The organism is Paucidesulfovibrio gracilis DSM 16080, from assembly GCF_900167125.1.
GTDB classification, from domain to species: domain Bacteria; phylum Desulfobacterota; class Desulfovibrionia; order Desulfovibrionales; family Desulfovibrionaceae; genus Paucidesulfovibrio; species Paucidesulfovibrio gracilis.
In genome coordinates this window covers 38,391-51,422 of the sequence record NZ_FUYC01000001.1, presented here as the reverse complement: position 1 = coordinate 51,422, position 13,032 = coordinate 38,391, and the positions used below count along the sequence as shown (strand labels likewise).

Annotated in this window: 9 protein-coding genes; 4 read left to right on the top strand and 5 right to left on the bottom strand. The window is 58.9% G+C overall.

Features of this window, described 5'->3' with window-relative positions; all coding sequences use genetic code 11:
* From B5D49_RS00240 to B5D49_RS00225, 4 genes are all read right to left on the bottom strand, one after another.
* The gene (locus tag B5D49_RS00240) at nucleotides 1–1,542 is read right to left on the bottom strand and encodes a sigma-54-dependent Fis family transcriptional regulator (protein ID WP_078715647.1); all 1,542 of its coding nucleotides are present in this window, start codon (nucleotides 1,540–1,542) and stop codon (nucleotides 1–3) included.
* A gap of 154 nt (nucleotides 1,543–1,696) precedes the next feature.
* Complete coding sequence (locus tag B5D49_RS00235; protein ID WP_078715646.1) at nucleotides 1,697–2,290, bottom strand: indolepyruvate oxidoreductase subunit beta; 594 nt, start codon at nucleotides 2,288–2,290, stop codon at nucleotides 1,697–1,699.
* Entirely contained in the window at nucleotides 2,291–4,129 is a 1,839-nt protein-coding gene (gene iorA, locus B5D49_RS00230; RefSeq protein WP_078715645.1) for an indolepyruvate ferredoxin oxidoreductase subunit alpha, read from the bottom strand.
* Nucleotides 4,130–4,326: 197 nt separating this feature from the next.
* On the bottom strand, nucleotides 4,327–4,986 hold the full coding sequence (locus B5D49_RS00225) for a hypothetical protein (protein WP_144019031.1): 660 nt from the start codon (nucleotides 4,984–4,986) through the stop codon (nucleotides 4,327–4,329).
* A 288-nt stretch (nucleotides 4,987–5,274) separates the two neighbouring features.
* Here B5D49_RS00225 and B5D49_RS00220 point away from each other — a divergent pair, with 288 nt between their 5' ends.
* Nucleotides 5,275–6,537: a glutamate-5-semialdehyde dehydrogenase gene (locus B5D49_RS00220; RefSeq protein ID WP_144019030.1), complete on the top strand. Its 1,263-nt coding sequence runs from the start codon at nucleotides 5,275–5,277 to the stop codon at nucleotides 6,535–6,537.
* A gap of 93 nt (nucleotides 6,538–6,630) precedes the next feature.
* On the opposite strand, the gene B5D49_RS00215 is transcribed toward B5D49_RS00220, so the two are convergent.
* A complete protein-coding gene (locus tag B5D49_RS00215; RefSeq protein ID WP_078715642.1) occupies nucleotides 6,631–9,336 on the bottom strand; it encodes a sigma 54-interacting transcriptional regulator in 2,706 nt (901 codons plus the stop codon).
* A gap of 292 nt (nucleotides 9,337–9,628) precedes the next feature.
* On the opposite strand from B5D49_RS00215, the gene B5D49_RS00210 reads away from it, so the two are divergent.
* From B5D49_RS00210 to B5D49_RS00200, 3 genes are all read left to right on the top strand, one after another.
* Nucleotides 9,629–11,371, top strand: coding sequence for a sensor histidine kinase (locus tag B5D49_RS00210; protein WP_078715641.1), 1,743 nt, complete (start codon nucleotides 9,629–9,631; stop codon nucleotides 11,369–11,371).
* Between the two features lie 322 nt (nucleotides 11,372–11,693).
* On the top strand, nucleotides 11,694–12,110 hold the full coding sequence (locus B5D49_RS00205; RefSeq protein WP_078716019.1) for a response regulator: 417 nt from the start codon (nucleotides 11,694–11,696) through the stop codon (nucleotides 12,108–12,110).
* Between the two features lie 19 nt (nucleotides 12,111–12,129).
* Complete coding sequence (locus tag B5D49_RS00200) at nucleotides 12,130–13,029, top strand: CBS domain-containing protein (protein WP_078715640.1); 900 nt, start codon at nucleotides 12,130–12,132, stop codon at nucleotides 13,027–13,029.
* Nucleotides 13,030–13,032: the final 3 nt, after the last annotated feature.

Genomic DNA, 13,032 nt, shown 5'->3' with positions numbered 1-13,032 from the left:
TTAGCGCTTGCGGCTTTTGCTGTTAACGAAACGTTTGACGTCAATGCCGTATTTTTTCACCTTGTAGTTCACAATACGGTAGGAAACGCGCAGATCCCGGGCGGCCTGGAGCATGTTGCCACGGCTTTTCTTCAGGGCGTCCACGAGCAGTTCCTGCTCGAATTTCCCCACGGCTTCGCCAAAAGAGAGACTGATCTCCGTGGACGAGCTTTCCGCGGTCTGCAACGTGGGCGGCAGATGGTATGTGCGGATGACTTCTTCCTCACAGACCAGCACAGCACGTTCCACGCAGTTTTGCAGTTCACGGACATTGCCGGGCCAGTGATACATGGAAAGCAGTTCAATGGCGGGAGTGGAGATGCGCCGGATGTGCTTGTCATACTCCGAGGAGAATTCCTCAAGGAAAAATTCGGCCAGGGGCAGGATGTCTTCCCGCCGTTCCCGTAGGGAGGGGATGAAGACCGGAAAGACATTGATGCGATAGTAGAGGTCTTCGCGGAATTTTCCCTGGGCGATGCGGTCCTCAAGAGGTTGGTGTGTGGCGCAGATGAGCCGCACGTCCACGGCGATGGGCATTTCTCCGCCCACCCTGGTGATTTCCTTTTCCTGAATGGCGCGGAGCACCTTGGCCTGGGCGTCCAGCGACAGTTCGCCAATTTCATCAAGGAACAGCGTGCCCTGGTGAGCCACTTCAAAGAGGCCGCGTTTGTTTTGGTAGGCACCGGTAAATGCGCCTTTTTGGTGACCAAACAGTTCGCTTTCCACCAGTTCCGCAGGCAGGGCCGCGCAGTTGAGCTTGATCAGCGGGCGCTCGGCCCGTGGGCTGCCGGCATGGATGGCCTCGGCCAACAGTTCCTTTCCAGTGCCGGATTCCCCGCGCAGCAGAACCGTGGCCCGGGACGGGGACACTTGGCGGGCCTGCCGGAGCACGAGACGCATGGCCTTTGAGGAGGCGACGAAATTTTTGGGAGGCTGCGCTTCGGGGAGTCCGGCCATTCCCTGATTCAAAAGATGCTTTTGAACGGCCAGCTCTTCCTGGAGGATGGCGACTTGGTGGGCAATGGCCGAAGCCACAGCTTCCAGAAAGCTGCGATGCCCTTCCAGCTCGTCTTTGGGCAGCATGACCAGATCCGCGCTGAGGACGCCGACCACTTCGGGTTTGCCCCTGGAATGGCTGACGATCGGGGTGCAGATGAAGGAAAGGCGCGCCATTTCCTCTTCGGTGCGACCAAAGGCCAGGTTCAGAAAATTGGGATTGTCGGAAATGCGCTGGACCACCACGGTTTCCCCGTTTTCAAACACCTGCCCCACCACGCCGCGCCCCGGGGCGTAGCTCACGGAATCGGCTTTGGAGGGACTGTAGCTCAGGGAGAGCTTGAGATCCTCGTCTTCCGTATCGGTGATGGCCAGAAAACAGCGCACATAGCCCAACTCCCGGGCCATGGTGGCGAGCAGACCGTTGAGGTTGTCCTCCAACCCACCCTTGCGGCCCAGGCCGTCCAGGATGTGCTTCAGGGTGAGTAGGTACTGATGGTCAGGCATGCTCGGATTGTCTCCTTGGTGACCGGAGAGCCGCCGGGAAGGGCGGAGCAACGGTTACCGGAAATCCAAGGCTCGGGACGGTGAAGACGAATCAATGGAAACGATTCGTGCTTTCGTTGTCCCGGAGCCTTGAGTTCCATGTTTTCGACCCTGGTCAGGCAACGGCTTTGCGGCCCAGCTCCAGAGCGTTAAGGTTGATATCGGCGATTTTCGCCTTCATGTTCGCCTTGATTGCTTCGGCGATTGCGTCGGGACCAAAGGGGAAGGCTCCGCGTTCCGCTGCGGCGCCCAGCAGGGCAAGGTTGCCGCTTTGCACGGCACCGGCCTGAATTCCCAGGCTCTGGCAGGGGACGTACCAGGCGTTTTCCGTCCAATCGGCCACGCGCTCCCGCACGGACTCCAAGTCCGGACAGCTGTGCTGACCTGTGGACACGGACAGGGGCGGGATGGCTTCGGAACTGGAAAAGACCAGACCATTGCGCCGCAGGTACGGCAGAGCGCGCAGGGTTTCCAGCGGTTCGAATCCGAGCAGGATGTCGGCTTCACCCGGACCGATTTTCGGGCTTTTGAGGCCGATGAGCAGCGTGGATTCCACCACACCGCCGCGTTGAGCCATGCCGTGGATTTCCCCGGACGTGACGGGCAGACCGCTCAAAAGCGCGGCCTTGGCCAACAGCGTCGTGGCGGTCAGGGTGCCCTGTCCGCCCACGCCGGTCATGAAGATGCGAAGCGGCTTGACGTTGCTCATCTATGCACCCCTTTTGCGAGCCTTGATATTGTCGGAAAGCTGCACACAGACCATGCAGCCGTTGCACATCAGTTCGTCGATTTCCATTTTGCCGTCGCAAAGGCGGAAGGCCGGGCAAGCCAGCTTTTCCAACACGCCTTCGGCCATGTCGTATCCGTCTTCCACGTATGCGGTCATCTTGGGCTTTTTGCGGTACACGCGGCGAGCGAAAAGCGGACACGGCTCCTCAGTGATGAGCACGCGCACACCCTTCATCCCGCGTAATTCCGTGTAGGCATCCAGGGTCTTGCTCACGTTCAGCGGGTTGACCTTGCGGATGGCGTCGACACCGCAACCTCGGCAGATGGACTCGATGTCCACCTGGGCCACGTCGTCGCCGAGCGGTTCGGGATCCACGCCCGGGTTGGGCTGATGCCCGGTCATGGCCGTGGTCCGGTTGTCCAGCACAACCAGCAGAAGATCGTGGTTATTGTGTACCGCGTTGATCAGGCCGGTGACGCCGGAGTGGAAAAACGTTGAGTCTCCGATAAAGCCGACCACAGTTTGCTTTGTGGCCTTGGACAGACCGGATCCGGCGCTGACACTCGATCCCATGCAGAGCAGAAAGTCGGCGCAGGCCAGGGGCGGAACAATGCCCAGGGTGTAGCAGCCGATGTCCGAGGAATAGATCGCGTCGTCACCAAAGACCTGGCGTGCGGCGTAGTACGCGGCGCGGTGCGGACAGCCCGCACACAGGTTCGGGGGACGCATGGGCAGCCCCTCGGCAGGCTCGCAGGAAACACACTGAAAATCCCCTTGTCCGGACAGGTGTTGCAGGGCTTCCGCCAGCACGCCCGTATTGAACTCACCCTGACGGGGCAGGATGTCCTTGCCCAGTACGGTAAGCGGTAAATTGTTCTTTTGGGCCAGCACCCGGATTTCATTTTCCAGAATCGGTTCCAATTCTTCGGCAACGAGTACTTTGTCCAGACCCGTCAGGAACTCGACGACTTTGGCTTCGGGCAGCGGAGCGGTAAAGCCCAGCTCCAGAACACGGATCTGGCCTTCCAGGCCACAGTCCAACAGGGCGTCGTGCAGGTAGGCGCGGCTGATGCCCGTGGCCACGACACCGATGCGGCCTTCCCCGGAAACGGCATTGAACACGGAGTGTTCTGCGTGTCCTCTGAGCACTTCGATGCGGTCCAGCAAACGGTCGTGCATGGACCGGGCAAAGGCGGGAATCGGGACGAATTGCGCCGGGTTTTTGGAGAAACCCTTGATTTCCTGGGGAGCCGAGACAGGGCCGCATTCCACCGGGCCGCGCAAGTGGTTCACGCGGGTGGTGGTGCGCAGCAGCACCGGAGAGCCGGTCTCGCGGGAAAGCAGGAGTGCGTCCCGGGTCATGTCTTTACATTCCTGGGCCGTGGACGGCTCAAAAACGGGCATCCCGGCGAGTCGGGCATAGTAACGGTTGTCCTGCTCGTTTTGGCTGGAATGGCAGCCCGGATCGTCGGCGGAAAGCAGTACCAGTCCTCCGGGGGTTCCGGTGTATGCCAGCGTCATGAAGGGGTCGGCTGCAACGTTCACGCCGACGTGCTTCATGGTGCAGAGGCAGAGAGCGCCTCCCAGGGTGGCCCCTCCGGCCACTTCCAGGGCGACTTTTTCATTTACGGAATATTCAAAGGTGTATTCCCCTTCGGGGGCGAGTCGGAAAAACGTGTCGGGCACTTCGGAAGACGGCGTGCCGGGGTAGCAGCTGACGAAATTGATGCCCGCTTCCACGGCTCCGCGCACGATGGCTTCGTTGCCGAGAAGAAGAAGCGTCTCGCCCGGCTTGGCGGCCAGGATGGGATGAGGCATGTTCCCTCCAGAGGGTTGGTGTTCAGCGGTTTGAGCCGATTTCGTTTATTAATGATCCTCCGCGCTGCGTACCGTGGTGGCGGCATCCTTTTCACTGTGTTCCGGTCCCGGTGGGGGGCGGTGTCCCAGGGAGAAGGAAAGCGTTGCGGAGGGTCGTATCTGAGACCACAAGACCTTGAACGGTAGGGCGTGATCGCCTATTTGGCCTGGAGTTCCTGCACCTTGTATTGCAGATAGGATGCGTCGGCCACTTGTCCGCCGGAGAGCAATGCCTGATAGGCTTCCAAAGCGGTCTGCGTATCCCCGGCCTCTTCCGCGGCCGCGGCCAGCAGGCGGTTTACAGGAATCAAAAAGGCTTCCGGAGCTTCGGACTGCATCAGGGCGGCAATCTCCTGAGCTTGGGCGGCATGACCATCCAGAAGCAGGCTGCGTCCTTTGCCCAACTTGGCAAGGATGCTCAGCTCCGGGGATTGCAGGCTTGCTTCCAAACGTTCCCAGGTACCGACGGCTTCCTGATAGCGTTCCTGCCGCATCTGCACGTCCGCCAGTTCAAAGAGCGCGCCGTTGCGTACGGCGTCCGGGGCATCCTCGACAAACGCGGCCAACGCGTCCACACGGGCATCGCCTTCGGTGGTGAGCAGGATTTGTCCCAGCTCTTCCGAGGCCGTGGACACGGAGTGCGCATTCCACAGCGTCACGCCCGCATAGACGGCAGCAACGGCGATGAGGGCCGCCGCACCGCCCAGGATGATGTTTTTGTAGCGCAGCAGGGTATCCAGCAGGCGGGATGCCTCCTGGTTGACCTCGCCTGCCAGGGCTTCCTCGTTGACGGGCATTTTCGTTGCGTGCTCAGACATGCGTACCTTCAGCCTCCATAAAAATTGTGTCGTTGGAAGTCGCGGATGCGGTAGTAAGCAAAATTGTAAAAAAGGTCAAAAAAGATCGGTGTCAGATCATAAAAAAAGGAAGGATACCCATCTTCCTCTCACCGTCCGCAGGGCAATTTACAAAAAAGGGAATTGACTGTCCACGAAAAGCGACATCTTTCCTCTCGCGTTGACAGCGAAGGCAGGCGGCGGTAGCTCATGAACAGTGTGGAGCATCCGACATGCTCCGGAACAACGGCGATAATTCACGGAGGAGATATGAGCGTCAAGCAGGAAATGCGTGCCATTGGAAAAAAAGCGGCTGCCGCTGCACGGGCCTTGGCCTCGGCCGAGGGATCCGCCCGGGCGCAGGCGTTGAATATTCTGGCCGACTTGCTGGAAAGCGAGCGTCGTTTCATTATGGATGAAAACGGCCGTGATTTGGATCAGGCCGAGAAGAATGGACTGGACGCGGCCCGCACCCAGCGTTTGACCATTTCCGACAAGGTCTTGGCTTCCATGGTGCAGGGCTGCCGTGACGTGGCGGCCATGGCCGATCCCGTTGGAGAGATCGAATCTATGGTGAAGCGGCCCAACGGCATGTTGGTGGGCCGGATGCGCATTCCCATGGGCGTCGTGGCCATGATCTACGAGTCCCGGCCCAATGCCACCATTGACGCGGGGATTCTCTGCCTCAAGGCGGGCAATGCCACTATCTTGCGAGGCGGCTCCGAGGCGTTTCACTCCAATCAGGCGCTGGCTTCGTTAATGCATCAGGCCTTGGAGCAGGCCGGGCTGCCCCGGGACGCCGTGCAGGTGGTACCCACCACGGATCGGGACGCGGTGAAGGAAATGCTCAAACTTTCGGATTATATCGACGTGGTCATCCCGCGTGGCGGCGAGGGACTGATTCGGGCTGTCACCGAGCAGGCCACCATGCCCGTGCTGAAGCACTATAAGGGTGTGTGCCATATTTACGCTGACGAGACATGCGATCTGGAACGGGCAGTGGAAATTATCCATAACGCCAAGACCCAGTACCCCAGTGGATGCAACGCCTTGGAGTGCCTATTGGTGCATGAGCGGGTGGCCGCCGGGCTGCTGCCCAGGGTTGCCGAGCGACTGGGACGGGATGCTGTGGTTTTTCATGCCTGCGAACGCTCCTTGCCATTGATGGGGGATGCGGATGTGCAGCCCGCTAAGGACGAAGACTGGGGCAAGGAATATTTGGAAATGACCATGGCCGTGAAGGTGGTGGACGATATGGAGGAGGCCGTGGAGCACATCGCTCAATACGGCTCCAACCATACCGAGGCCATCTTGACCAATGACCACGCCAAGGCCATGCGTTTTCTGCGTGAGGTGGACGCTTCCCTGGTGGTGGTCAATGCCACCACACGCTTCAACGACGGAGCGCAGTTGGGGTTGGGCGCGGAAATCGGCATTTCCACTTCCAAGCTGCATGCGTATGGCCCTATGGGCATCAAAGAGCTGACCTCCACCAAATTCGTGTTGCTCGGGGAAGGACACATCCGGCAATGACGGAGTATCGATTCCGCCCGCGCTGAAGGGCGCGACAACCCGCCGCCCTCACTGTATGCGGGGACGGCGGGTTTTTTATTACCCGATTCGAAATCAATCGTTGAGACGGCGCGCCTTGGGGTTGACCACATAACGCGTGGCCGGACCCCGGCCCTCCTTGATAAGTAATCCTTTTTTGACCATGTCCTGCAAATCGTAAATGGCCGTGCGCGACGCCAGTTTTCCGCCGACAATGCTCTGATAGTCGTTTCGGCTGACCACTCCTCGCTTGCGGATAACGGGTAGGGCGCGCTTTTGCCGCCGATTGAGTTCCGGCGGTCCGTCGGAGATGGGCGGCGTGGGCTTGGGAGCATCCGACCGGGAGCGTGTCGGGACGGATTTATGCCGTTCTTTCGGAGGGATATCCGGCTGTTTTGTGGAGTCCACGGATGCATCGCCGGATTGGACCCGGGCTTCCGAGGATGATTCCGGACCAGGAATCGAATCGTCCTGGCCGGGTGGCGTGGTATTGGTTTCGTCCAGCGGGGTTGCTTCCTGACCACTGGGATCATCGCATGGGCCGCAGCCGCCGATGGCGTCCTGATCCAAGGGGGAAACGTACCGAAGACCCTCGATTTCGAGCTTGATTTCTTCTGCCTGGATGACCTCTGTTTCCGCCATGACCGCGGCCCGGGTGATGCTGTTGATGAGTTCGCGAATGTTGCCCGGCCAGTGGTAGCCCGTCATTTTGCGCACGGCCCCCTTGCTCAGGCTCATGCCCGAGCGGTTTACCAGCAGTTCGGCCTGGCGAAGATAGTGCAGGGCCAGCAGGGGGATGCTCTCCGGATGTTCCCGCAGCGGGGGCGTCTGAATGGTGAGAACCTTCAGGCGATAGTACAGGTCTTCCCGGAAGTCTCCGTCCTGAATCATCTGGGCGAGGTTCGCGTTGGTGGCGCAAATGAGCCGTACGTCCACATCCACTTCCATGTCGCGCCCCAGGGGTTTGATTTTGCGCATGGCAATGGCGCGCAGCAGCGCTTGTTGGACCTTGGCGGATGCGGACTGGATTTCATCCAGAAACAAGGTGCCGCCGTCCGCTTCCTGGAATGCTCCCTTGCGGTCGGATCGCGCTTCGCTGAATGCGCCTTTGACGTGGCCGAACAGGGCGTCCAGAAGCAGGTTCTCATCCAGCGCCCCGCAGTTGATGGAGATGAATGGTCGCTCGGCCCGTCGGCTTTGACGGTGGACGGCTTCGGCCACCAATTGTTTGCCTGTGCCTGTTTCGCCCATGACCAATACGTCCACATCCACCTGGGCGGCCCGTGCAATGTCGGACTTGAACAAGGCCATGCGCGGTCCCACGCCCACGATGTCGGGCATGTCGCCCTGGAGAACCTCTTCAAGCAGGGCCGTGTCCCCCTCCAGGCGGGCCGGTTCCTTGAGGTTGACGTGTTCAATGGCTTCGTCGCGTTGGCGGATTTGTTCCATCTGGTCCCGGACGCGGTCGATCATCCCGTTGATGGCGGCTTGGAGGCGGCCGGTCTCATATCCGGATTCCGGCAGAGTCAGGCGTTGGAGACGCCCGGACGTCTGCATGGCGGACACGGCCTTGGTGAGTCGGTAAATTGGACCCATGGACAGTCGGCTCATGAGGTAGACCAGCAGGGAAAGCAGCAGCGTGCTGCCCAGGGTGATGAGCAGCATGACGTCGATGTATTCGTAGCCTGCCGTGACCGTGAGCCGGCTGCGGTCCACGAATGTGGCACCCGCGTAGACCATGGGCGGTTTGTTCGGCGACATTCGGAACCGGATGGGTGCCCAGGAAAGGTAATAGCTGTTGACTTCTTTGGAGGTATGGCCGTCGTCACGCAGGCGGAGAATGCCGTCACGCCCTTCGGCGGCATCCATGACCATGTTCCAATAATCGGCGTGAGCCGTACCCGGGCGAAATGCGCACGGCAGGCCGGGTCTGCCCAGGGTTCCCGTGTACCCGGACCGGGCCAGAAAAGTGCCCAACTCTGCGTTTGGTTTGTCCAACTGGTCGGATTGAAAGAGTATCCATCCTGTGGGATCAAACAGGTAGCTGAACCGCACTTCATCGGAGCGGGGATAGCCCCAGATGGGGGACCGCCGCGAATTGTAGAGGGAGAGCAGATTGCGCAGATCCCTGGCGCGGATGCCCAGACAAAGGTGTCCCGGACTGGTGGAACCCTTTGCCGTGAACGGCGTGGTGAATCGAATGATGCGTTCGCCCACCCTGTGGCCTGTATTTTGTGGCAGAGGCAGAGGATATTCCACGTCCAGAATAGGGGAGGGATGCACCTCTCCGTTGCGCAAGGGCGGCAGGTCATCCAGATGGCGAAACGGGCTGGGCCGTATGTCGGCAATGGCCGCTCCGGGAACGGGATGCGGTTCACCGGCATGCGTCACGAAAAAAATGTGTTGCCCGGCATTGGGCGCGATGTAGCCGAACTCGCAATAGTCGATGGAGCTGGATTCCTGCAGGGCGGCAAAGGCGGCGGGCATGCTTTCCGGCGTCAGGGAAAGACGGGAAAGCAGCAGGAGATCCCGCCGGCATTGATCCAGATGGTCTTCCACGGCATGGGCCAGGGCCAGATCGCGGATGCGTACGTTGCGCTCCAGCGCGATATCCATGTATTCCGTGGAAACCTTGTACATAGCGTACCCTGTTCCCGCGAGAATGATGGCCAGAAACGGAAGAATGGTAATGAGCAGTTTGGCCTTGAGTCCCAGAGCATGAAACAGTTGCGTAATAGAGCGCCAGGATCGCGTTGCGGCAGCGTCGGAATGCTCGGTCATGAGTTTCTCCCCAAAAGGACGCGTGTTGGTAAATCGCGCCAAAAGTCAGCATAGTTATCTATAAATAAAGATGTTTCTTTTTTTCGTTATCCCCAGGTGAGCGGTCCGTCAATGAGAAAGCGCAATGGCATGGGCATTGCTGCATGATCATGCAAAAGCGGCACCGCTTTGAAGAGATTTTGCGAAAAAAAAATGCGGATCTCGCCATGTTCAGGGCGTTGGATGAGTTGGTTTCCGGCTGCATAGTGCGGACGGGCAGGCAGGGCGGTGCCATAGGTATGTGGGGGAAGTGATGAGTAGGAATAAGGGCAAAAGCCGGGATACCGCAGATCCGGCCATTGGTCTGGAACCAAATCCGTTTCAGGGGATGCGGCGCAAATTATTGGTGGCACTTGGGGTGGCAACGCTGACGCCGTTTTTGTTTGTCCTCGTTGTGGGACATGCCGCGTATACAAATGCTGTCCGCACGGGATCCATGGAGACCATGCGACGTATCGTAGAGGACCATGGGCGAATGATCGAAACATATTTACGGGAGCGCCGTGCCGATTTGGAACTGCTCCTGGATTTCGAGGCACATGGAGAACTTGCCGATACCGATGTGCTTACCGACCGCTTGCAGTGGCTGCGGCGGAGTTGCCGGGCCTTTGTGGATTTGGGGTATATTGACGAGCAGGGGCGGCAGGTGGCGTATGCCGGGCCGCATTCCCTGGCAGGAAAGGACTACTCGCAGGCCGAGTGGTTTCAGGCCACGCTCACCAAGGGCGTTCACATCAGCGACGTATTTCTCGGATACCGGAATGAGCCGCACTTTGTGGTGGCCGTGGCCCGAAAAGTCGGGGAGCAGACAGCCGTATTGCGCGCCACCATGGATCCACATGAATTCTCCGGAATGGTGGAGCGTATTCGCATGGGATCCACTGGTGAAGCGTGGATTCTGGATGCCCATGGGCGTTACCAAACAGAACCGCGCAGTGGTGCGGCCCTGCTCAGCCAGGCGCGGGTGCCGGAGCAGGCGTTGCATCCCGGCCGGGGGATTCATGTGCTGGAGGCTGCGGGAGAAGACGGCACGGACTATTTGTATTGTGCGGCCTGGATTAACAACGGGAAGTGGCTGCTCGTGGCCCGGCAGGAAAAAAATGATGCTTTTGCGCACTTGCAGGAGGCCGCCAGTTGGATCGCTGCTATTTTTTTGCTGGGCGGCCTGATCATCTCGGTGTTGGCCTTCACCATCAGTGGTCGCCTGGAGCTGGCGCTCACCAGGGTATTTCATGAAAAAGAAGGGCTGCGCGATCATCTCTACAGGGCGGCCCGTCTGGCGGAAATAGGGGAAATGACCACGGGCATCGCTCACGAGATCAACAATCCGCTGCAAGTCATGAAAAGCGACCTTTCCTATATGGAAATGGTCATGACCGACATGGTGGAAAAAGGGACGCTGCAGGAAGGAGAGGATTGCGCGGAAGTGCGAACGTCCATGGAGCAGCTGCGGTTGCAGATTAGCCGTTGCGCAAAAATCACGCAATCCATTTTGCAATTCGGGCGGCAGGGCGACTCCGTGGTTCAGGATGTGGAACTGCGGGCGTATCTGCCCGAGGTGCTGGGCATGGTAGAGGAAAAGGCGGCCGTGCGCGGCATTGCATTGGAACTGGAAACGCCTCCCCATCCCGTGTTTGTACGGGCCGATCCCGGACAATTGCAGCAAGTGGTGCTCAACCTGCTGAATAACGCCCTGCATGCGGTGGAGGAGCATCATCCCGACGGGGGCGGCAAGGTCGTTGTGCTTTGCGGTCCTGGAGAAAAAGGAATGGTGGACATAGAAGTCCGGGACAATGGGTGCGGCATCAGCCCGGAAAATATGGAACGGATCTTTGCGCCGTTTTTCACCACAAAGCCAGTGGGAAAAGGAACAGGATTGGGCTTGAGCGTTTGCCACGGTATTGTGGGACGCATGGGCGGCAATATGGATGTACGAAGTCAGCCAGGACGGGGAACCCGGTTTACGGTTCGTCTGCCCCGGCCACAAAAGGGGTGAACGTAAATCACCTAGGAAGGGTTCTTACCCCGGCAGGGGGGAGACCCGTTGAATTGGCCCGCTTCCGAAAGGAGGCGGGCTTTTTGGTGTCCGCACGGAGTCCGCGGGCTGCACGTTGATCGCGCAAGGGGGGTAAGGCGTATCGCGCATGCGCGATTTTTGTATTTAACTAGTTTAAATAATGACCGAATATTGTGGCACATGGATTGCTTTGGAAGAGGAAATGTCGGAGGGGCCAGAGGATTTGCGAAACGGCCCGGGACGAAAGCCCGCGGGGGCCGTCCGTAAACGCAACGAACAGGAAAGGGCAAGAAGAGTCGCCATGAAAATCATGATTGTCGATGACGAACAGCGCCTCCTCTACACAACGAAGAAGTTGTTCTCCAAGATCGGGATCGACGTTCTCACCGCATCCAGCGGTGAAGACGCGTTGCGTCTTTTGGAGAGCGAGACGGTTCATGTCGTTTTTTTGGATATCAAAATGCCGGGTATGGATGGCCTGAAGGTCTTGAAGGAGATCAAAAAGATCAACCCCATGATCGAGGTCATCATGCTCACGGGGCACGCCTCGCTGGAAGCCGCGGTGGAAGGAATCCGGCTTGGTGCTGCTGATTATCTGATCAAACCGGTGAGCATGAAGAGCCTGCTCGGCAAGTCGGAAGAGGCGTTTGAAAGGAGGAAGAAACTCGAGGAGAAAATCTGCTTAGCCAGGAGTCGGAATGTCGTCAGAGGAGATTGACGCCCAAAAGGAGGTAGAAATGTCAATCAATATAAAAGTGTTGATGGTTGATGATGAGGAGCGGTTTCGCACCACCACGGCCAAGATTTTGGAGCGCAAGGGGTACGACACCGTCATGGCCGCCAGCGGCGAACAGGCCTTGGAAATGATGGTCGAGAAACCCGATGTGGTGGTTCTCGATATCAAAATGGAGGGCATGGACGGACACGAGACCTTGCGGAAAATCCGGGAGATCGACGCGGACGTGCCGGTGATCATGCTCACGGGACACGGAGCGCTGCCCAGCGCCAAGGAGGCGCTGGACTCCGGCGCGCAGGACTATTTGACCAAGCCCTGCGACGTGGATTTGCTCTCCGCGAAGATTCGCGATGCCGTGGCAGCGGCAAAGCAGGAATCCTACCAGGAGCGGTTGGCAGAAGAGGTGATGATTCCGCTTACCAACTATACGACCATTACCGAGGACGAGACCGTTCGTTCTGCCGTGGATAAACTGCGCAGTCTGAGCACGCAGCTGGTCACCACGGAACGTATCATGGATACCGGGCATCGCTCCATTCTCGTCTTCGACAAGGGAGGCGACCTCACCGGTATTCTCAGTCCCATGGATCTGATAGCGGCCGCTCGGCCACCTTATTTGAGCGCGCCCAAGCCGTCAATGGCCGACAGCCTGCAATACTCCACCATGTTCTGGCAGGGGCTGTTCACATCCCGGATTAAGGAAATCGCCGACATGAAGGTGGCGGACATCATGTCCGATACGCCGCCCGTAGTGGATGCGTCCACCAACCTGATGGAGATTGCCGAGACCATGTATTTCCAGCGGGCCAGGCGTTTGGCCGTGGCCAAGAATGGAAAGATCGTGGGCGTGGTTCGGGAGCAGGAGCTGTTTTTCGAAATAGGCCGCATTTTGGCGAACTGACGC

Excerpts from the sequence above, each read along its gene's own strand:
- B5D49_RS00240 (WP_078715647.1), bottom strand. The coding sequence starts at position 1,542 with ATGCCTGACCATCAGTACCTACTCACCCTGAAGCACATCCTGGACGGC.
- B5D49_RS00235 (WP_078715646.1), bottom strand. The coding sequence starts at position 2,290 with ATGAGCAACGTCAAGCCGCTTCGCATCTTCATGACCGGCGTGGGCGGA.
- iorA (WP_078715645.1), bottom strand. The coding sequence starts at position 4,129 with ATGCCTCATCCCATCCTGGCCGCCAAGCCGGGCGAGACGCTTCTTCTT.
- B5D49_RS00225 (WP_144019031.1), bottom strand. The coding sequence starts at position 4,986 with ATGTCTGAGCACGCAACGAAAATGCCCGTCAACGAGGAAGCCCTGGCA.
- B5D49_RS00220 (WP_144019030.1), top strand. The coding sequence starts at position 5,275 with ATGAGCGTCAAGCAGGAAATGCGTGCCATTGGAAAAAAAGCGGCTGCC.
- B5D49_RS00215 (WP_078715642.1), bottom strand. The coding sequence starts at position 9,336 with ATGACCGAGCATTCCGACGCTGCCGCAACGCGATCCTGGCGCTCTATT.
- B5D49_RS00210 (WP_078715641.1), top strand. The coding sequence starts at position 9,629 with ATGAGTAGGAATAAGGGCAAAAGCCGGGATACCGCAGATCCGGCCATT.
- B5D49_RS00205 (WP_078716019.1), top strand. The coding sequence starts at position 11,694 with ATGAAAATCATGATTGTCGATGACGAACAGCGCCTCCTCTACACAACG.
- B5D49_RS00200 (WP_078715640.1), top strand. The coding sequence starts at position 12,130 with ATGTCAATCAATATAAAAGTGTTGATGGTTGATGATGAGGAGCGGTTT.